At 58.8% G+C, this 19,620-nt stretch carries 20 protein-coding genes and 2 pseudogenes; 8 read left to right on the top strand and 14 right to left on the bottom strand.

Annotated elements, in window-relative coordinates; translation table 11 throughout:
- Positions 1–55 precede the first annotated feature (55 nt).
- The 4 genes and pseudogenes from PLUT_RS05670 to lipA form a co-directional block, all read right to left on the bottom strand.
- Positions 56–991, bottom strand: coding sequence for a DNA-3-methyladenine glycosylase family protein (locus PLUT_RS05670; protein ID WP_011357821.1), 936 nt, complete (start codon positions 989–991; stop codon positions 56–58).
- A gap of 345 nt (positions 992–1,336) precedes the next feature.
- Positions 1,337–2,032, bottom strand: coding sequence for an SDR family oxidoreductase (locus tag PLUT_RS05665; RefSeq protein ID WP_011357820.1), 696 nt, complete (start codon positions 2,030–2,032; stop codon positions 1,337–1,339).
- 13 nt (positions 2,033–2,045) lie between these two features.
- Entirely contained in the window at positions 2,046–2,606 is a 561-nt protein-coding gene (locus PLUT_RS05660; RefSeq protein ID WP_011357819.1) for a hypothetical protein, read from the bottom strand.
- A 36-nt stretch (positions 2,607–2,642) separates the two neighbouring features.
- Positions 2,643–3,521: pseudogene (lipA, locus tag PLUT_RS05655) on the bottom strand (lipoyl synthase); the annotation flags it as partial.
- 151 nt (positions 3,522–3,672) lie between these two features.
- On the opposite strand from lipA, the gene PLUT_RS05650 reads away from it, so the two are divergent.
- The 7 genes from PLUT_RS05650 to PLUT_RS05620 all read left to right on the top strand — a co-directional run bounded on the left by PLUT_RS05650 (position 3,673) and on the right by PLUT_RS05620 (position 10,241).
- Entirely contained in the window at positions 3,673–4,290 is a 618-nt protein-coding gene (locus PLUT_RS05650; RefSeq protein WP_011357817.1) for a TetR/AcrR family transcriptional regulator, read from the top strand.
- Complete coding sequence (locus tag PLUT_RS05645; RefSeq protein ID WP_011357816.1) at positions 4,287–5,195, top strand: HlyD family secretion protein; 909 nt, start codon at positions 4,287–4,289, stop codon at positions 5,193–5,195. Before PLUT_RS05650 ends, PLUT_RS05645 begins: the two co-directional genes overlap by 4 nt.
- A gap of 4 nt (positions 5,196–5,199) precedes the next feature.
- Complete coding sequence (locus tag PLUT_RS05640; protein ID WP_011357815.1) at positions 5,200–6,132, top strand: ABC transporter ATP-binding protein; 933 nt, start codon at positions 5,200–5,202, stop codon at positions 6,130–6,132.
- Positions 6,125–6,952, top strand: coding sequence for an ABC transporter ATP-binding protein (locus PLUT_RS05635; protein ID WP_011357814.1), 828 nt, complete (start codon positions 6,125–6,127; stop codon positions 6,950–6,952). The genes PLUT_RS05640 and PLUT_RS05635 overlap by 8 nt, the downstream gene beginning before the upstream one ends.
- A complete protein-coding gene (locus PLUT_RS05630) occupies positions 6,949–8,076 on the top strand; it encodes an ABC transporter permease (RefSeq protein WP_011357813.1) in 1,128 nt (375 codons plus the stop codon). The genes PLUT_RS05635 and PLUT_RS05630 overlap by 4 nt, the downstream gene beginning before the upstream one ends.
- Before the next feature lie 23 nt (positions 8,077–8,099).
- On the top strand, positions 8,100–9,221 hold the full coding sequence (locus PLUT_RS05625) for an ABC transporter permease (protein ID WP_011357812.1): 1,122 nt from the start codon (positions 8,100–8,102) through the stop codon (positions 9,219–9,221).
- A 120-nt stretch (positions 9,222–9,341) separates the two neighbouring features.
- A complete protein-coding gene (locus tag PLUT_RS05620; RefSeq protein ID WP_041463831.1) occupies positions 9,342–10,241 on the top strand; it encodes a hypothetical protein in 900 nt (299 codons plus the stop codon).
- 85 nt (positions 10,242–10,326) lie between these two features.
- On the opposite strand, the gene PLUT_RS11495 is transcribed toward PLUT_RS05620, so the two are convergent.
- From PLUT_RS11495 to PLUT_RS11490, 3 genes and pseudogenes are all read right to left on the bottom strand, one after another.
- Complete coding sequence (locus PLUT_RS11495) at positions 10,327–10,629, bottom strand: type II toxin-antitoxin system RelE/ParE family toxin (RefSeq protein WP_081423680.1); 303 nt, start codon at positions 10,627–10,629, stop codon at positions 10,327–10,329.
- On the bottom strand, positions 10,626–10,901 hold the full coding sequence (locus PLUT_RS05615; protein WP_011357810.1) for a YlcI/YnfO family protein: 276 nt from the start codon (positions 10,899–10,901) through the stop codon (positions 10,626–10,628). The genes PLUT_RS11495 and PLUT_RS05615 overlap by 4 nt, the downstream gene beginning before the upstream one ends.
- Before the next feature lie 275 nt (positions 10,902–11,176).
- Positions 11,177–11,311: pseudogene (locus tag PLUT_RS11490) on the bottom strand (AbrB/MazE/SpoVT family DNA-binding domain-containing protein); the annotation flags it as partial.
- Between the two features lie 185 nt (positions 11,312–11,496).
- Here PLUT_RS11490 and PLUT_RS05605 point away from each other — a divergent pair.
- Positions 11,497–12,411, top strand: a complete 915-nt coding sequence (locus PLUT_RS05605) for an NAD(P)H-binding protein (RefSeq protein WP_041463829.1) — start codon at positions 11,497–11,499, stop codon at positions 12,409–12,411.
- Between the two features lie 15 nt (positions 12,412–12,426).
- On the opposite strand, the gene PLUT_RS05600 is transcribed toward PLUT_RS05605, so the two are convergent.
- The 7 genes from PLUT_RS05600 to PLUT_RS05570 all read right to left on the bottom strand — a co-directional run bounded on the left by PLUT_RS05600 (position 12,427) and on the right by PLUT_RS05570 (position 19,603).
- Entirely contained in the window at positions 12,427–13,413 is a 987-nt protein-coding gene (locus PLUT_RS05600; protein ID WP_011357808.1) for a phosphate acetyltransferase, read from the bottom strand.
- A complete protein-coding gene (locus tag PLUT_RS05595; protein ID WP_011357807.1) occupies positions 13,410–14,273 on the bottom strand; it encodes a thiamine pyrophosphate-dependent enzyme in 864 nt (287 codons plus the stop codon). Before PLUT_RS05595 ends, PLUT_RS05600 begins: the two co-directional genes overlap by 4 nt.
- A complete protein-coding gene (locus PLUT_RS05590) occupies positions 14,266–15,969 on the bottom strand; it encodes a 2-oxoacid:acceptor oxidoreductase subunit alpha (protein ID WP_011357806.1) in 1,704 nt (567 codons plus the stop codon). Before PLUT_RS05590 ends, PLUT_RS05595 begins: the two co-directional genes overlap by 8 nt.
- A 133-nt stretch (positions 15,970–16,102) precedes the next feature.
- A complete protein-coding gene (locus PLUT_RS05585; RefSeq protein WP_011357805.1) occupies positions 16,103–17,014 on the bottom strand; it encodes a F0F1 ATP synthase subunit gamma in 912 nt (303 codons plus the stop codon).
- Positions 17,011–18,546 (bottom strand): alternate F1F0 ATPase, F1 subunit alpha, encoded by a 1,536-nt coding sequence (locus PLUT_RS05580; RefSeq protein ID WP_011357804.1) that lies wholly within the window; start codon positions 18,544–18,546, stop codon positions 17,011–17,013. The genes PLUT_RS05585 and PLUT_RS05580 overlap by 4 nt, the downstream gene beginning before the upstream one ends.
- The gene (gene atpF / locus PLUT_RS05575) at positions 18,524–19,318 is read right to left on the bottom strand and encodes a F0F1 ATP synthase subunit B (protein ID WP_011357803.1); all 795 of its coding nucleotides are present in this window, start codon (positions 19,316–19,318) and stop codon (positions 18,524–18,526) included. Before atpF ends, PLUT_RS05580 begins: the two co-directional genes overlap by 23 nt.
- A 3-nt stretch (positions 19,319–19,321) precedes the next feature.
- On the bottom strand, positions 19,322–19,603 hold the full coding sequence (locus tag PLUT_RS05570) for a F0F1 ATP synthase subunit C (RefSeq protein WP_011357802.1): 282 nt from the start codon (positions 19,601–19,603) through the stop codon (positions 19,322–19,324).
- Positions 19,604–19,620 lie beyond the last annotated feature (17 nt).

Raw genomic sequence — 19,620 nt, 5'->3', positions numbered from 1 at the left:
CACAGGAAAAAAGAGCCCTCCTGAGAGCTGACGGAATAAGGGTTCCGGGGGTATTTCAAAACGCCTGCATTTTCCTGACTTCAGTCCTCCAGCAGTGGAAGAGGTGGTGGCCTCTGTAGCCGGCCAGTTTTTCTCCAAGGAGCTCCCGGGCTCTTTCGGCGAGGATGCGGTAGTTTTTATCGGTGAGGGGGGCTGATGCCTCGGGAAAGCCGAACCACAGGCCAAGGAACTGCCGGACATGGGTGTCGATGGGGAATGCATCGAACCGTCCCAGTCCGAACAGGGCGATGCAGTCAGCGATCTTCAGTCCGATGCCTCCGCATCGGCTGAGGGCTGCCTGAATATCCTCCTGCGTGTTTTTTTTCGAGGCCAGAGCCTTGAAGTCAATGCAGCCTTCAGTGACTTTTTGCGAGGCGCTGATGATGTTACGGGCCCTCATGAGGTTGTTGTTCGTACACGCCCTGAGTTCCATAGGATCTGCAGCCCCGAGGCGTGACGGGGTAGGGAAGCGGTACAGATTGATGGTGCAGCCGTTCAGTGACAGCGGAACATGCTCGCCGTAGCGCCGGGCAAGCATCGAGACCTGCCGGCGGATCAGCGCCATTCCAATGCCTTGAGCGCACATGAACGTCACCATTGTTTCATACGGATCCTGCCGCAGCACCCTCAGTCCGCGGTAGCGTTCGAGCTGCAGTGCCAGCTCGGGATGTGCGTTCCGGAATGGCTCGGAAAAGAGTGTTTCCGTGTCGACATCCAAGGAGAAATACCGTCGAAACCACACCTGGGGGGATTCGACGCCAATCGTATTTCCGTCAGTATGAAGAACGACTCCACCATCATTTGTGTTTTCGATAACAACCGCACTCCCGTTTATTATTGCTGACACATACCGCCCATCATTGCCATGCTTCTGCCATGAAAACGATTGTCCGCTGAAGAGACAATGGTTGATGTCGACAGCCTCAGAATGCTCTATAAAAAAGCGCTTCATTGATAATGAGTAATCAGTTTATGCTGAATGAAACCGGAGGTCGCACAGTTAAAGTAAGGTGTTTGCTCTGAATATCTAATCACTTGTAATTGAATAATATAATGATTCTTGTACAGGAAAACTTTAATACAGGAAGGCGGATATTTCTGTGCGGTATAATTCCTGCTATACTTTGATAAACAAATCGCCTAATATTTCTTGACGTGAGGGTGGATGTTGATTTTATTGGTTAGGTAATGGTGGTGGCTGGTATTCGGTATCGCGATGAGCGAGTGTTGTGGGCGTGCAGATAAATCTGCCTGAATGTGTCTATTCAGATTCTTATTCTGTTTGGTATAAGGATGGTTAATCGAGCAGGTCGAATACCTTCTTGAGGGATTCCTGCTGTTCTTCAGTCTCCTGAATAAGCTCGAATGTCCTGTTTCTGGCGCCCTCAGCCGAGAGCGATAGAACTGCGACTTCAGCAACATCGCTACGGCTTATTGAGCCGGAAATAGCGTCGCCGGTGGCTGCAAGAAGGCGGTGCATGAAGGGGGGCGTGTCGAGAAGTCCACCCGGCCTTATGATGGTATATGAGCGGTTTCTGCGGCCGAACAGCCGACGGACCTCGTTCTCGCCTGCAAGTTTCATCGTAAGTACCTGACCGTATTTGTTGAGGGGGTGGTCCGGCTTTGTCGCGCCGAGCGAGCTTAAAAGGACGAACTTCTTCAGGCCCCGGTCCTCCGCAATGGCCGCCAAACGCATTACTCCGTCACGGTCTATTGCCGATGGCGGGGGTGCGGTGGGATCTGCAGGATTGCTTCCGATTGCAGAGATGATGGCATCGCATCCTTCAAGAGCGCTTTTCAGGGCTTCCTCATCTTCCAGAGAGCCGATACGGACGAAGTCATCAATGGCGTTTCCAAAGAGCTCCTTCAGCTTATCGGCAGAGCGTACATAGAGACGGAAGGGGATGCCGTAGTGCTGCAGCCTCTTGATGATTTCGCGTCCGGTCCTTCCTGTGGCTCCAGCCACAAAAACGGTTCCAGGGTAGGGAGCCATTGGCAGTCAGGTGTCAGTTGAAGAGCGAGAACTTTACATTCCAGGCCATGGTGAGATCCACAAGGGCGTGGAGGATGATGACTGAGCGGATGTCGCGGTACCAGAAGAAGCTGAGTGCCCAGCTTCCGGCAATCATCATCTGCACCGGCATGAAGAAGGGTTTGAACGGGCTCGACTGGTCGACGTGCTCGGGAAGAATGGCCAGCCAGAAGAGGCCGTGAATCAGCCCGCTGTATATGATGAAGCAGAGAAATCCGGCGCTGAACACCACCCAGGGGTTCATGGTGGCTTTTTCAGCCATGGCGGTCCCGATGCGGAAGACGGCATAGAACATGAAGGTTTCGGCGATTCCGTTGCCGATGCTGAATACAATGAGGGTAAGGGGATCGAGCGCGCGGCCACCGTCATACGTGGAATTGCTGTAGACCCAGGCATTCAGGGCAACGATCGCAGCAGACAGGGCCAGCAGGATGATTCTCCGCGGCCCGAAATCCTTATTGAATGTAAGGATGTCGGAACGGAAGAACACAAGGCCGATGAGGATGGCGATGGCCCAGTACAGAAAGACCATCATTGGCGGTGTCAACTCCATGGTGATGATGATTGAGGGTTATGGGACGGGTGTGCATGCCGCGCTTGAAGCTGCGGCATGATATGAACTTCTGACAAAAGGCCCCGACTGGACGCTGCTGAAGCCGAGCGAGAGGGCAAGATCACGGAAGCCTGCGAACTCTTCAGGAGTGACATAGCGTTCCACAGGGATATGGCGGGCACTCGGCTGGAGGTACTGGCCGATGGTGATCATCCGGCATCCATGGCGGGCAAGGTCCTGAAGGGCTTCGCCTACCTCTTCGAATGATTCCCCCATACCGACCATCATGCCTGACTTGGTGGTGAGCCCGAATAGTGATGCTGCGCGCTGAAGCAGATCAAGCGAGCGGCGGTAGCGTGCCTCCGGCCTTACTTTTTCGTACAGCCTCGGAACGGTTTCAATGTTATGGTTGAGCACATCCGGACGTTCTTTGCATACCAGGTCGAGAGCTGCTTCGTTTCCGGCAAAATCAGGGATGAGGCATTCGATGCCGGCCCGGGGGCTGGCCTTCCGGATTGCACGTATGGTTTCCACCCAGTGTGCGGCTCCGCCGTCCGGGAGATCGTCCCTTGTCACGCTCGTCAGCACCACGAACTGCAATGCCATGGTCCTGGCAGCCGCTGCAACCCGTTCCGGTTCATCGGTTTCAGGGGCGGCTGGCGTTCTCGATGTATCGATTGCGCAGAACCTGCAGGTTCTGGTACAGACGTTGCCGAGAAGAAGGAAGGTTGCGGTGCCCTCTGACCAGCACTCCTGCAGGTTAGGGCATTTTGCCGAACGGCATACGGTATGGATGCCTTTGGAAGAGAGAAGCCTCTGGAGCGCACCAAACCCGTCACCGGCGCTCAGCCGCTGTTTCAGCCATTCGGGTTTTCTCGGGGAGTGATCCTTCATTGCGTGCTTCCGTTCTCTATTTCAAAGGGCGGTGACTTCGGTCAATATAAGAAAATGTGGCTGATGGGAACGTTTCTCTTGGACGTTTGATTGGATAGTTTAACTTTATGGTTAAACTTGATAGATAAACGGGAAACAGAGGGAGCCCTGGAAAATGAGCACAGAGAGCGATACGCAAAACAGAATTCTGCAGAGCGCTGAAGATGTGTTTTACCAGAGAGGCTACGAAGGGGCGAGAATGCAGGAGATTGCCGACGGGGCAGGCATCAACAAGGCGCTGCTGCATTACTATTTCCGAAGCAAGGACCGACTCTTCAATGCGGTGTTTGCGGCGGCCGTAGCCCGTCTTATGCCGCCTGTCTTTGCAACGCTTGCTTCTGACGAGCCCCTGCAGGAAAAGGTCCGTGCGTTTGTTGACAGCTATTTCGACACCGTGCAGAAGTATCCCTTTCTTCCCGGCTTCGTAGTCCATGAAATGCACCGCAACCCCGGGCGCTTCAGCGATATCATCGGCACAAAAAACCTACTTGCCCTTGAGCGACTGCAGCGTGAACTTGATGAAGGTGCGGACCGTGGCGAGTTCCGCCGGATGGACGCCGTGCAGTTTCTCCTTAATCTGCTCTCGCTCTCTGCCTTTCCCTTTGTCGCAGCCCGGGCCATGCAGGCCATTACAGGCAGGACCGACGCCGAGTACCGCCGGGCGCTCGATGAACGCCGGGCGCTTGTTCCCGTCTGGATTGCAGAACTACTGAAACCATCGACAGCATCATGAAACACCCTTCACCGATAGCAAGAAGAGCCATCCTCGGCGTTACTCTCACAATTGGGCTTGCCGGATGCTCCGGCCAGAGTGCGTCGGATGCTTATGGGAATTTCGAGTCCACGGAGGTTGTGGTTTCATCCGAAACGGCAGGACGGCTTCTGGAGTTTCCGCTCGAGGAAGGAGACCGGCTGAAAAAGGGTGCATTGACAGCCATTATCGATACGACCCAGCTGCAGTTCAGCCTTCTGCAGCTGGAGGCGCAGCAGAAAGCCCTGGAGGCAAAAAAACCCTCCCTCAGCGCTGAATCCGGCGTCTACCGCCAGAAACGCCGGAACCTCCAGCACGACGTGGAGCGCTACACCCGGCTTGTGGCCGATGGTGCCGCACCGGCCAAGCAGCTTGAGGATATCCGGAACGAGGTGAAGGTTATGGAGCGCCAGATTCAATCCGTCAACTCCAGGACTCCGGAAATCAACGCCGAGCTGCAGTCCATGGAAGCGCGGATCTGTCAGCTCCGTGACCAGATCGGGCGGAGCACCATCCGCTCTCCCATTGAGGGCACGGTGCTCGCAAAGTATGCAGAGCCGGGCGAACTCGTTTCGCCTGGAAAACCACTCTACCGGATAGCCGATCTCGACAACATGTACCTGAGGGCCTACGTCGGTGCCCGCCAGCTTCCCTCCATCAGGATAGGCCAGGAGGTAGACGTCCTTATCGACGGGCGCAAACCGGCCGATAGCAGGCTTCGGGGCACCATTACATGGATCTCTTCAAAGGCCGAGTTCACGCCCAAGATCATACAGACCCGGGAGGACCGCATCAACATGGTATACGCCTTGAAGATCCTCGTCAAAAACCCGAACGGCATTCTCAAAATAGGCATGCCGGGCGAAATGCGCCTGAAGGAGCCCTGAGAGAATGGGTAAGGCCATCAGCCTTGAAGGCGTTGAAAAGTCATTCGGTGCCGTTTCTGCACTCCGCAACATTGCCCTCGGGGTTGATGAGGGGGAGCTGTTCGGACTGATCGGTGCCGACGGCGCCGGCAAAACGACCCTCATCAGGATCCTCTGCACCCTGCTCGTTGCCGACCACGGAAAAGCAGAAGTGCTCGGTCTCGACCCGGTGAAGGAGTATCGAAGCATACGCAGCCGGATCGGCTACATGCCCGGGACCTTCTCGCTCTACGAGGATCTCAGCGTTGAAGAGAACCTCCGCTTTTTTGCCACCGTTTTCAATACGACGGTCGAAGAGAACTATGAACTCATCCGAGACATCTACAGCCAGCTCGAGCCGTTCCGCACCCGCAGGGCGGGCAAGCTCTCAGGGGGAATGAAGCAGAAGCTCGCCCTTTGCTGCGCTCTCGTGCACCGGCCCGACCTCCTCCTGCTCGATGAGCCGACGACAGGGGTCGATGCCGTCTCACGCCGGGAGTTCTGGGAGATGCTCCAGCGCCTCAGGACGCAGGGCATAACCATCGTGGTCTCGACACCCTACATGGATGAAGCATCCCTCTGCGACCGGGTGGCATTCCTGCAGGAAGGCTCTTTGCTTGCCATAGATACCCCGGAGGGGGTCACTGCGCTCTTCACCGCCCCCTTGTTTGCAGTGCGTGCCCGCGAAAAACACCGCCTGCTGAGGGAGCTGAGAGGGTTTGAGCATGCGCTTTCGGCCTATGCCTTCGGCAGTTCGGTGCACTATGCCGACCGCCGCGCCATTGCATCAGCCGGAGAGATCAAGGCACATCTCCAGAGCCGGGGGCTGCAGGACGTTATGGTCGAACCGGTCAGGCCCGGCATAGAAGACACGTTCATGGCCCTCATGAAGCAGGGAAGGGGGGAGGGGGATGACTGAGTCCGTCACAAGAGGTCCCATTACTGTGGGTGGTAATGATATCGGTCATGATATCGGTAATGATGTCGTTAAAGATGTCACCGGCAACGTCATCAATGCCGAAGGGCTCACGAAGGTGTTCGGGGAGTTCAGGGCGGTCGATGCGATATCGTTTTCCGTTGGCGGGGGAGAGGTGTTCGGGTTCCTCGGTGCGAACGGGGCGGGCAAGACGACGGCGATCAAGATGCTGACAGGCCTGCTGGCGCCATCCTCCGGCAACGCATCCGTTGCAGGATTCGATGTGTATACAGGGGCTGAGGACATCAAGCGCAACATCGGCTATATGAGCCAGCGGTTTTCCCTCTACGACGATTTGACGCCCTTGGAGAATATCCGTTTTTTCGGGGGAATCTACGGACTCCACCGCAAGGAAATCAAAGAAAAGGGCAGAGCTCTGATTGATACGCTCGGTCTTGCCTCAGTAGCCGACGTCCGCCTGAAGGCGCTGCCGCTCGGCTGGAAACAGAAACTGGCGTTTTCCGTCGCCGTGATGCATGAACCAAGGATCGTGTTTCTCGATGAACCGACCGGAGGCGTCGACCCGTTGACCCGCCGCCGGTTCTGGGAGATGATATATGAATCGGCAGAGCGCGGCCTGACGGTCTTTGTCACAACCCACTATATGGATGAAGCTGAATACTGCGACCGGGTCTCCATCATGGTGGACGGCCGCATCGCCGCGCTCGACACTCCCTTGGAACTGCAACGCCAGTTTGGAGTAGAGAGCATGGATGAACTGTTCATCCGCCTGGCCCGGCCCGCAAAGGGGGGGGCATCATGAAGAAGAGAAAAGGCACCGCTTCGAGTTTCATGGGGTTCGTGAAAAAAGAGTTCCTCCATATCTTCCGTGACAGGCGCTCTGCTGCAATCCTGTTCGGCATGCCCATCATCCAGCTTCTTCTGTTCGGCTACGCCATACGCAACGAGATCAACGAAGTGAAAATCGCCGTCTCCGACCTCTCCCATGACAGCGTGACCCGTGGCATTACCAATACACTCCTTTCGTCCGGCACGTTCGTCCTGGCCGGTGAGCCTGAGTCGCCGGCCGCCATCGCCCGGCTCTTTGCCGGTGGCGGCATTGATGAGGCCATCGTTTTTGAACCCGGTTTCGGGGTCCGGCTCGAGCGGGACCGGAAGGCGGAGCTGCAGGTGATCACCGACGGGTCAGATCCGAACGTCTCCCGCATCATCACCGGTTACACGACGGCTGCCGTTCTTGACTACCTTCGCCAGTCCTCGCGTCCCCTTGAAGGGGAGAGGGGAGTTGTGGCTGAACCCCTCATGATGTTCAACCCTTCCCTGAAAAGCGTCTATCTCTTCGTTCCCGGCCTCATGGCCATGATCCTTATGCTGGTTTCCGCCCTCATGACATCCATCAGCATAACCCGGGAAAAAGAGAGCGGCACCATGGAGGTGCTGCTGGTCTCCAGTTTGAGGCCGGTGCAGATAATTCTCGGCAAGGTGGTCCCGTATTTCATTCTCTCTTTTGTCAACGTCGTCAGCATTGTCGCCATTGCCTCCGTAGTGTTCGGTGTTCCATGCCGGGGGAGTTATCTCCTTCTGCTTATGGAATCCCTTCTTTTCATCATGACGGCGCTCTCGCTCGGCATCTTCATCTCCACCATGACGAACTCACAGCAGGTCGCCATGATGATCTCCCTCGGCGGGCTCCTGCTTCCGACCATACTGCTCTCGGGGTTCATCTTTCCGGTCGAGAGCATGCCGCTTCCGCTGCAGGTGATCAGCAACATCATCCCCGCCAGGTGGTATCTGGAGATTGTAAGAGCCATCATGCTGAAAGGAGCTGGCATCAGCATCCTATGGCAGGAAACGCTCGTGCTTGTGGTGATGACCGGCGTCCTTGTGGCTGCAAGTGTCAGGAAATTCAAGGAGCGGCTCCAGTAGCCCCCGAACCAAACCATGTCGATATGAAGGCTATAGGGTATCTGCTGCAGAAAGAGTTTCTGCAGATATTCCGCAACAGGGGCATGCTGCCGATCATATTCATCATGCCCTTCATCCAGCTGGTGATTCTCTCGAATGCGGCGACCTTCGACGTGAAGAACGTGGCGTTCCATCTCCAGGATCTTGACCGGACGTCTCTGTCCAGAGCGTTCCGCGAACAGTTTACCGGGTCCGGCTGGTTCCTGCTCACCGGGGAGTCATTTGCCGAAGGCGAGGCGATCAACCAGCTCGTGGCAGGTAAAGCCGATCTCGTGCTCGTCATCCCTCGAGACTTTGAAAAGGAGCTCATGACCGGTAGAGAGAGCCGGGTACAGCTCGTCATCAATGCCGAAGACGGGTTCTCGGCGGGAGTCATCCAGGCCTATTCCAATGAAATCGTCCAGGCATTCAACCGCACCCTGCCTGCCGTCCTTCCCGGCATGCAGAGCGGGTCGGCTGTCAGAGAGATCGTCGTCAAGTCTTCCGCCTGGTACAACCCCGAGCTCCGCTATTCCGATTACATGGTTCCAGGGATTCTTGTTATTCTGGTGACCATGGTCGGGCTCTTTCTGTCGGGAATGAACATCGTCCGGGAGAAGGAGATCGGTACCATCGACCAGATCAATGTGACGCCCCTGAAGCGTTACCAGTTCATTACGGGCAAGCTTCTTCCGTTCTGGATCATAGGCCTCGGTGAACTTACCCTGGGGCTTCTCATTGCCCGCATAGGGTTCGATGTCCCGATGCTCGGCAGCTACTTCACCGTCTATCTCGTCGCCGCAATCTACATGCTGGTGGTCCTCGGCATGGGCCTGCTTATCTCAACCCTCACCGATTCCCAGCAGCAGGCCATGTTCATTGCATGGTTCTTCATGGTCATCTTCACCCTCATGAGCGGTCTCTTTACCTCGATTGAAAGCATGCCGCACTGGGCGCAGAATATGACCATGGCTAATCCCGTCCGGCATTTCGTCGACATCATGCGCAGAGTCATGCTGAAGGGGGCCGGCATCCGCGAAATCGCCCTTCCGCTTTCCATTCTGACTGCGGATGCTGCCCTCATGCTGGCCCTCGCCCTCAACCGCTACCGCAAGGTATCCAACTGAAATTGAGTGGTCCGGATGCTTTCTGTTTGGATATTATGTTAACGATTGTTAATGTATCGATATATATCGATACAGGGTATCCAAAAAGTAACAATCCGAAAAACCTTCAACACTCGTAACATGAAACAGTTATGGATCTTTCTCCTGCTCATGATAGGTGCATCTGCGCCGCTCAGGGCCGAAAAGCACGCCCTTGACATACCGGCGTACATCAAGGTCGGTGAGGTATCGAAAAACATGGAAACGGTTGCCGCCGAGGTGAAAGCGGGTCTTGGTTCGAAAGGGTTCGAAATACTGGGTGCCTACAGCCCGGAAAACAACCCGGACCTTCGGGTCATTGCCTATACCAGGACGGATTTGAAAAGAGCTGTCTCGAGTGTAGCTGATCGGGGTGCCATGGCGGCAGTCCTGAAGGTCGGACTGGTTAAAAAGAACCATGCAGTCACGGTGTCCTATCTGAACCCTCCGTATCTCTTCAACGCATATCTCCGGAAGGAGAGCCCGAAGCATCAGAAAGTACTCGGAACGGTTACTGCGGACGTTAAAGCGGCCATGGGACCGCTTGGGAACGAATTTACCGGCTTTGGAGGCGGCATGCGTGCCGAAAAACTTTGGAAGTACCGGTACAAAATCATCATGCCGGACTTCGGAGATCCAGAAAGGCTCAACACCTACAGCTCATTTGAAAAGGGTCTGGAAACAATCGACGGACATTTGAAGAAGAACAATGTCCATGCAAAAGAGGTCTATCGACTGGTGTTTCCTGCAAAGAAAATCGCCGTCATAGGCGTCGGTCTGCATGACCCGAAGGATGGAGAGGCAAAGTTCCTGCCGAAAATCGGTGAGGAGAACATCGCAGCCATGCCCTACGAAATCATTCTTGAAGGCAATACCGTCACCATGCTGCCCGGCAAATACCGCCTGGCACTCAGCTGGCCGGAACTCTCCATGGGCACATTCATGAAGATCGTGAGCACACCGGGCAACATCAAGGACATGATGAAAGCCATTACGGAATAAGTCCGGATTCACTCAAGCAAGTAAAAACAAACGGCCGGCCATTCCTGCAGGGAGTGGACGGCCGTTTGTGCTGCATGAATACCTGTCAGGTATAATAATCGTCTTCATGTTGATGGCGTATAGCCAGAATCTTGACAACGTGATGATCATCTATTTTAAACAGGGCCACATAGCCAGTCGAACCAAATGAAATAATCAGCTCACGTAAAAATGGGCTGTCATGGTGAATCCTTCTGCAACTGAATGGAAAGCGATGCAGAAAATCAATCCCATGTGTTATTGCCTCAAGTGCATCAACAGCTGATGCATGGTCAGTATGTAAGCGGAATACATAAAGCCGCATCAGATCTTCCTTCGCAAGACGGGTAAATCTGATGTGATACGTCAAAACTTTTTCCCGGTTTTTGACTCCACCAACATCTGCTTCAACTCTGCCAGCACATCATCAGCATCGTAATACTCACCGGTAGCCTCAGACTCATCAAGAGCCTTGAGTCCTTTTTCCAAAAAAGAGGTCTGAAGTTTACGCCGCTCAATATTCGTGCAGAGAGAGTCAAGAATGAATCCAGACAGCGTTTCCCCTTCGCGCAAAACCCCTTCTGCAGCGGTACGGAGCTCGGGATTTATCCTTATTGAAGGAAGTGATGCTGATTTCTTCATGGTGTTACGTGTTTTGCGTTGCAATTGCAATACAATTTATATGATTCATGGTTGAAGTACCACCAGAATCACTTGGCCCATTATCCAGCTTTACATAATTTATATTATACAACAAATATGGATAAAGCGAAATGAGCCTCTGCCGCCGAGGCAATCATCTCCCCCCGTAAATGGTAGCCTGCGATGCCGGGCTCTCATCGGTCATGGTCGAAGAACCGAATTCATTTTCAGCCAGCCTGAAAAGCCTCCATCTGTTCGGCGAATTCCGGGTCTTATGGCGTTATCGCATAGCCTTCGGGCGTTTCCGTCAGAATCAGCATGTCGCCCAGCTTGATTTTAAGGCGTTCTGCGACAACCTTTGGAAGGATCACTCCTGTTGAGTTGCCGATTTTTGTTACTGATGCGCGCATAACGGCCTCCTTTTTATGTTTAATTATTACCAAGAAAATCGATCCCGGCAGGGATTGATTAACCCCACGCTGCCGTTTGATTGGTTGTACTCCGGGCGGCGATCCTCCGCAGCCCGGTGCCCCTCGCCCCACCATCCCTCATGATCGGTTCTAGCGTATTCCAGGAACGTAATCATGAACAACCCATGAACTACCTCATCACCGGATCCCTCGGCCATGTGTCGAGGCCGCTCGCAGCAAAACTCGTCCGTACCGGCCACAGCGTCACCGTCGTCACCCGCCGGGCTGAAAAGAGGGCCGCCATCGAGGCCCTTGGGGCAAAAGCAGCCGTCGGCAGCCTCCTCGACCTCGAGTTCCTCTCCTCTGCCTGCCATGGCGTCGACGCCCTCTTCACGCTCGTGCCACCCGACATGCAGACCGACAACTGGAAGAACTACATCGCGCACGTCGGCGACAACTACGCCAATGCCATCACAAGGGCCGGCGTGAAATACGTGGTCAACCTCAGCAGCATCGGCGCCCATCTCCGTGAAGGATGCGGCCCGGCAGGTGCGCTGCACTATGTCGAAGAGGCGCTCAACAGCCTTTCAGGCGTGCATGTCCGCCATCTCAGGGCCGGGTTCTTCCACACCAACTTCCTCCGGGACATCGACACCATCCGCAGTATGGGGATCATCGCCGCCAACTACGGCAGGGACGCGTCCATTCCGCTCGTCCATCCCGACGACGTCGCCAACATGGCTTCCATGGAGCTGAAGGATTTGCAGTTCACCCTCAAGAGCATCCGCTACATCGACGGAGAGCGTCTCGATACCCAATCGATCGCCCGTACGCTCGGCGCCGCCGTCATGATGCCCGGCCTTCGGTGGGTCGACATGGCCGACGACGAGCTGTACGCCGGCATGCTCGAGCGTGGTTTTCCCCCCGAAATCGCCGACAACACTGTTGAGATGGGACGCTGCCTTCGACTGGGCCGCATGCTCGAGGATTATCTGCAGCACCCCCCTGCCGCCCATGGCAAAATCACTCTCGAAGCCTTCGGTGCGGAGTTTGCCGAGGAGTATGCCCGAAGGGGCGAGCCGCTCGCTGAGAAGCACTGAGCCGGGCTGCTTCCCCTACTCCCCTCTCCGCCCTTCGGCCTCCCTGGCGGCAAGGACGCCGAGCGCGCAAGAGAGCAGGCGCGTGCGGAGGCTGTCGGCCCGGCTTGCGAGCATGACGGGCACCACGCCTCCCATGACGAGACCGCCGGCATCGGCACGGTCGATGAAGGTGAGCTGCTTGGCGAGGATGTTTCCGGCCTCGATGTCCGGCACGAGAAGGATATCGGGATCCCCTGCGACCGGGGAGACGATCCCTTTCTGCTCTGCCGCCTCGCGGCTGACGGCGTTGTCGAACGCAAGCGGGCCGTCGATGATGCAGCCTTGGATCTGTCCGCGGTCGGCCATCTTGCAGAGCGCAGCGGCGTCGATGGTCGCCGCCATCCTCGGGTTGACGAATTCGATGGCCGCGAGTACGGCGACCTTCGCCGGTTCGCGGCTTCCGCTGAAGGCCCTCCAGAGATCGACAGCGTTGCGCACGATATCCGCCTTCGCCTCGAGGTCCGGGGCGATGTTGACGACGGCGTCGGTGACGAGCAGCCACTTATGGTAACCGGCCGTGTCCATCGCGTAGGCATGCGAAAGCCGCCGCTCGGTGCGCAGCGGAGAAGAGCGGGCGACGATCGGCTGCAGCAGCTCGTCAGTATGCAGCGATCCCTTCATGATGGCACCGGCCTCCCGGGCCGCGGCGAGTTTTACGGCCAGGTCGGCGGCTTCGTGGCTGTGGCGGGCGTCTACCATGCGCCACTGCGATATGTCGATTCCGCAGGCTTCGGCCGCCCCCCTGATCCTCCCCCGGGGGCCGACGAGCACCGGCGTGATCAGTCCTTCATCGGCGGCGTCGCGTGCGGCTTCCAGCGCAGCCCGGTCTACAGGGTGGACGACTGCCGTCACGAGCGGCTGCAGATCCCTGCACGACTCCATCACGCTGTGGTAGCGCCGGTGGAGATGGATCTGGACGTCTGCCGGCTCGTCTCCGGGGAATGCCTGCCTGCGGCCCTTCACCGGTAAAGGTCGAGCATGTTCTGGAACTCCGCTTCGTCGGGTGCCTTGCGAAGGTGGAGCGGCGTTCTGCCGCAACAGGCGAGCTCCTCGTAGGTCTCCCTCCCCTCCTTCCGGTAGAGGATGCCGAGCGGGATCGGCCCTTCGGCAGTCGCAAGCGCGAATGCGGCCGTCCGGTCACCGGGGTCATGCTCCTCCGGAACATGTCTGGTATGCTCGCCGAACCAGGCGTAGGTGTTCATGCTGTTGAAGACCACGCAGGGCTGCAGGACGTCGACCAGGGCCGTGCCCCTGAAACGGATGGCCTCCATGATGATCGAGGCCGTCTCGTCCTCGTTTCCTGCATAGGCGCGTGCGACGAAAGGGGCGTTCATGGCGATGGCGACGGCCGCCGGGTTGAAGGGCTCCATGACGACCCCTCTTACCTGCACGGGCGTAACCATGCCGCGGCACGAGGTCGGAGATCCCTGCCCTTTGGTGAGCCCGTAGACCATGTTGTCGTGCACGATCACGGTGATATCGGGGTTGCGCCTGATGGTATGCAGAAAGTGGTTTCCGCCCTCGCCGTAGATGTCCCCGTCCCCGGACTCCACGACCACGGTGAGCTCGGGGTTGGCCAGGCGGATGCCGAGCGCCGCGGGCAGTGCCCGGCCGTGCAGGCCGTTGAACATGTTGGTATTGAGGTACTGCGGCGCCTTTCCCGCCTGGCCGATGCCGGAAACCATGACGAGCCGCGTCCGGTCGATGTCGAGGTCGGTAAGGGCACGCTTCATGGCGCTGAGCAGCTTGAAGTTGCCGCAGCCGGGGCACCAGGCGACGTCCGTCGTCTCCGGCATGTCGAACGAGTCGAGCGAGTCATGCATTGCTGATCTCCCTTAGTGCTTCGCAGATATCCTCCACGGCGAACGGTTCGCCGCTCGACTTCAGGATGCGGTGCGAGACCACGACGCCCGCCTCCCGGGTCAGAAGATCGGCGAACTGTCCGGTTGCATTGTTTTCGATGACCGCCAGTCTCCGGCCCTGCAGCAGGCGGTAGACATCCGGCGGGAGCGGATAGACCTGGCTGAAATGGAGCCCGGCACATCCCTCTCCACCGGTTTTTTCGAGCGCCTCCTCAAGAAGGCTCCTTGTCGATCCCCAGGCGAGGAACAGGGTATGGGCGGATTCGGGATCGCCGAACGCGCTCGGCGGCAGTGCCGCCTTGGCCATCGCGGTCCGGCGTTTGAGGCGCTTTTCCATCATCCGGCGCCGCATCTCGAAACTTTCGGTGATGAGTCCGCTTTCGTCGTGCTCGTCGGAATCGGCGCGCACGATCCCCTCGCCGTAGCCCGGCACTCCCCTGGGGCTGATGCCGTCGGCAGTGAAGGCGTAGCGGCGGTACCCGCACGCGGTCTGGATGATCGACGGGTAGGAGCCGATGCGGCGGATCACCGAACGTGGGATCGTCGTTGCGAGGTCGAGCAGGTGCTGGTCGGTGAGAATGATGACCGGTACCTGGTAGCGGCTGCTGGAGCTGAAGGCTTGCTGCATGGCGGTGACGAGCTCGGAGATCGATCCCGGGGCGAGAACGATCCTCGGAAACTCTCCGTGGCCGCCGTGGAGGACGAGCGAGAGATCGCCCTGTTCCGTCCGGGTCGGCAGTCCGGTAGCGGGGCCGGGTCGCTGGGCGACATGAATCACGACGGGCGTCTCCGTCATGGCTGCCAGACTGAGTCCCTCCTGCATGAGGTCGAATCCTCCCCCGGAGGTGCTGGCAAGAGCCCTGGCGCCCGCAAAGGAAGCGCCGACGCAGGCGTTGAGGGCAGCGATCTCGTCCTCGGCCTGGTCCACAACGATCCCGAACGCCTCGGCATGGGCGGCCAGGAAGGTCATGAGCCCGGTCGCCGGCGACATCGGATAAGAGCTGAGGAAGTTGCACCCTGCCGCGACAGCGCCTATCCCGAGCGCCTGCGTACCGGTGAGGAGGAGATGTTCGACGGCCAGGTCGGTGTCGACAGGTGGAGAAAACGGCATGCCGCCATCCTGGTGTGCTTCACCCCAGCCGTACCCGAGCGCCGCGGCTCTCGCGTTGCCTTTCATCGCATCGGTCCCGCTTCGTGCGAAGGCGGCTTCGAGGTGGGTGATGAAGGGTTTCAGCGGAAGCGCGAGCATGCCGAGGACGATGCCGCCCCCAACGGTGTTGCGGTAGCGGTTGCTGCCGCACTCGGCAGCCATCTCGCTGAAGGGCGTCGTAACGATCTTTCCCGGCACACCGTCGCTCGGTGCGTCGTGTTCGATATACGCCACGCTCCCGGTACCGCTGCGTTCATGGTATCGGCGGAGCGCCTCTGCAGAAAGTCCGATGTAGATGTCGGTTCGGCGGGTGTAGGCGGTGCGGGGCTTGTCGGTGATGCGGATCTGGGCGGTATTGCTGCCGCCGCGTATCCTGGACATGTACTCATGCGATACGGATACAAAGTAGCCGCAGTCCTTGAGGGTTGCGGCAAGGATGTCGGCCATGGCTTTTATCCCCTGGCCGGCTGCACCTTCGAATACGACGCTGAGTTCATCCTGCGGCATTGCTCGCCCCCAAGTAGGTTCGGTTCAATCGGAGGTCACGAAACCCTCCTTCCTTTTGCCGCATGGGGGCGGCCAGAGACGGCCCTTTCGGGGCCTATCCGTTCATAGTACCTGTTGTAATGGGAGAACGGGCTCAATAAGTTCCGCCTCCGTTTCCTCTTTTTTCCTTCCTCTCCGCTCCGCCGAGCGCGGTAAAGCCCGAGACGACATCGAAGAGCTCCTCATCGATCATCGACTGGCGCCGGCGGTGGTAGCGGTGCATGAGGGAGTCGAGGATGTCGTCGATGTTCTTTTCGGCACGCTGCATGGCGGCAAGGCGGCTGGAGTTCTCGCTCGCCAGCGATTCGGCCGAGGCCCTGAAGAGTGAGACGAAGAGGTACTCCCCGAGAAGGGAGCGCTGAAGGTCGAGCGGTTCGCCGATGAGCTGGGGGATCGTCCGCGAAGGCCACCGCCTGTCGCGCAAGCGCTCCTTCCAGGTTTCGTCGAGCGGCAGGATGCGGCTTTGTGTCGGCCGGTAGCGCTCGCCCGACTCCGGGCTGTTGAAAAAGAGCGTCACCTCGATGCCGTGATGTTCTTCCAGGATCGCTTCCGTCCGCGCGAGCAACGCCGAGACCAGCCCGGTGATGGCGCCAACCGAGCTGGGGACCAGATAGAGCTCTTCGGGAGGAGCGGCATCCTCACTGAGGCGCGCATGCACCCGCTCCCCCACCGCCAGGATGGTCGGCTCCGCAGCATCATCCTGGTACTCTCCGGCGACCTTCGTGGAGAGGACATCGTTGAACTGCCCGACGAGCCCCTGGTCGGAACCGAACACGATGGCGACCCGCTTCAGCGGACCCGGCCTGCCGACGGCGCGTTTCGGCTCGCGGGAAAGCGACACGGCAAGTCCGAGCTCGACCGTATCGTAATAGTCCTCGAGGGAGCGTACGGCGTCCTCGTACTGCCGGATGCTCGATGCCGCAAGGGTCTTCATGGTACGGACGACGGAGCGGAGCATCCCGGCGCGCTCGATTTTCCTCGAGAGTGTCTCAATCGTTTCGCTCATAACCGCCCCGCAGTCCTCTTCTTCTGCAACGCCGCTTCGGCCGTCTGCAGGAGGCGCCGGCGGTCCTCGTCGGAAAGAGGCCGGTCGCTGTGCAGCCGTTCGAGAAGGTCGCGGGGAAGTTCGCGCGCGGCTGCCGAGAGCCGCTTCATCGCCCCGGATACCTCCGAAAGCTCAAGCGGGTCGAACTGCCCTTCGCTCAGGGAGAGGAGAATGAGGATCTGCTCCTCGACGCCGAGCACGTCGAGTTCGTCCTGCTTCAGGCACTCCCGGATCCGCTCCCCGTGGGTGATGGCCTTCCGGCTCGCCTCGTCGAGTCGCGTTCCGAACCGTGCGAAGTTCTCAAGTTCCTCGAACTGTGCGTAGGCGAGCTTGAGCCTGCCCGTCACGCTCCGGTAGGCGGCAAGCTGGGCCTTGCCGCCTACGCGCGAGACGGATTTGCCGATGTCGACAGCGGGAAGGTTGCCGAGCTCGAAGAGCGTCGGGGAGAGATAGATCTGCCCGTCGGTGATGGAGATCAGGTTGGTGGGGATGTAGGCCGAGATGTTCTGGGCTTCGGTCTCGATGATCGGCAGCGCCGTGAGGCTCCCCCCTCCCAGCTCCTTTCGAAGATGGGTGGAGCGTTCGAGCAGGCGCGAGTGGACATAGAAGATGTCGCCGGGAAAGGCCTCCCGTCCGGGCGGGCGCTTGAGGAGGAGCGAAAGCTCCCGATAGGCCCGGGCATGGTTGGTGAGATCGTCATAGACGATGAGGACGTCGCGGCCCTGCTCCATGAAATATTCCCCGATGCTGGTCGCAGCGTAGGGGGCGATGTACTGGAGGCCGGAGGGGTCGTTGCCCTCGGTGACGACGGCGACGGTATGGGCCATGGCCCCGTGCTCCCGAAGCTGCGCGAGGACCTTTGCTACCGCGGAGGCCCGCTGGCCGATGGCGCAGTAGATGCAGATGACGTTTCGCCCTTTCTGGTTGAGGATCGTGGCGACGGCGATGGCGGTCTTACCGGTCTGGCGGTCGCCGAGAATGAGTTCGCGCTGCCCCCGGCCGATGGGGACGATCGCGTCGACCACCTTCAGTCCGGTCTGCAGGGGCGTCGATACCGCATTGCGGTCCATGATGCCCGGGGATGGGCGTTCGATCGGCAGGCGGCCGGAGAAGCGGGGTTCCCCCTCTGCGTCAAGCGGGCGGCCGAGCGGGTTGACGACCCTCCCGAGCAGTCCGTCGCCGACCGGAACGTCCATGACCCTGCCGGTCCTTCTGGCACGGCCCCCGGCCTGCAGCTTCGCGTACTCGCCGAGCAGGACGACGCCCACCTCGTCAGGATCGACATTGAAGGCGATTCCGTAGACACCCCCCGACATCTCCACCAGCTCTTCATAGCCCACTCCCGGCAGCCCCCGGATGAGTGCGATACCGTTGAGCACGGTGGTGACCACCCCGTTCTCGCGGAGTTCGATCTCGGGCTGTGTCGTTCGGCTCGCTTCCCCAATCGAGCTGAGGGCGGCGTCGATGCTCTCAGTCAGCGTCTTTTCCTGCATGGCCTTCCTCCTCGTTCATTTCGTCATCCGGCCCGTCGAGCAGGGCGGAGGATGCTTCGTCGATCGCTTCAAGGCGGGAGTTGACGCTCCACTCGATGCTTCGGCCTCCCTGCTCGAGAGCGATGCCGCCCCGGTACGACTCCTCCGTCATGAAGTCCAGGCGCCCTTTGTAACCGAACCGGTCGGCAAGAGTCTTCCGCACCAGTTCCTTTTCCTCCTCCCCCATTTCGAAACCGCTGCGCAGGACGAGGGGCGTGCCGCCCGACTTCAGCAGCTCCTCCACCTCCGTGCCGCCTTCAGAGAGTCGGCCAGAGAACGCCCTGGCCATCTGCGCCTGGAGCCCGCTGTCGGCGAGCGAGTTCAAGACGGAGTCCGAGACCCGGAACACTTCGGCGCGGATCCGGCCGGCGATCGTCCTCCCGAGCGCGGCCTGTTCCTCGTGCAGGGACTCACGGAGCCGCCCGCGAAGCTCGTCGTACTCGCGGCGCGCCTCGCCCTGCAGCCGCTTCTTCTCCTCCCCGGCCTCCTTCCGGGCCGTTTCGAGCATGCCGGCGGCCTGAGCATCCAGCCGGCTCATTTTCTCTTGCCACTCCCTGATTGCCTGCTCAGCCTGTTTGCGGCCCTCATCGGCATCGCGGAGTTCCCCCGAGATCTTCTTCTCCCGCTCGTCGATGGCCTCCAGGACGGGCCGGTAGAGGAAGCGTTTGAGCAGCCAGACCAGGATGAGGAAGTTCAGCAGCTGCGCCCAGAATGTGAACCAGTCGAAGAGCATCGATCAGTGCCCTCCCGCTTTGGACAGGGCCATGGTCCAGAAGGGGTTGGCGAAGATCAGGATCATGGAGGTCACGAAACAGTAGATGGCCACCGACTCGATCATGGCAAGGCCGACGAAAAGCGTGCGGGTGATGCTCGAGGAAGCGTCGGGCTGCTGGGCGAGCGCCTCGAGGGCGCTGGCCACTGCCCGGCCTTCGCCGAGGGCGGGGCCGATCGAGCCGACGGCGATGGTGATGCCGGCGGTGAAGATCGAGACGGCGGCGACGATGGTAAGGATATCCATATGGCTGTGCTCCGTTT

The sequence above is a fragment of the Pelodictyon luteolum DSM 273 genome (genome assembly GCF_000012485.1).
GTDB classification, from domain to species: domain Bacteria; phylum Bacteroidota; class Chlorobiia; order Chlorobiales; family Chlorobiaceae; genus Chlorobium; species Chlorobium luteolum.
Note: the sequence above shows the minus strand (reverse complement) of the source record. Positions and strands in the feature narration are given on the sequence as shown.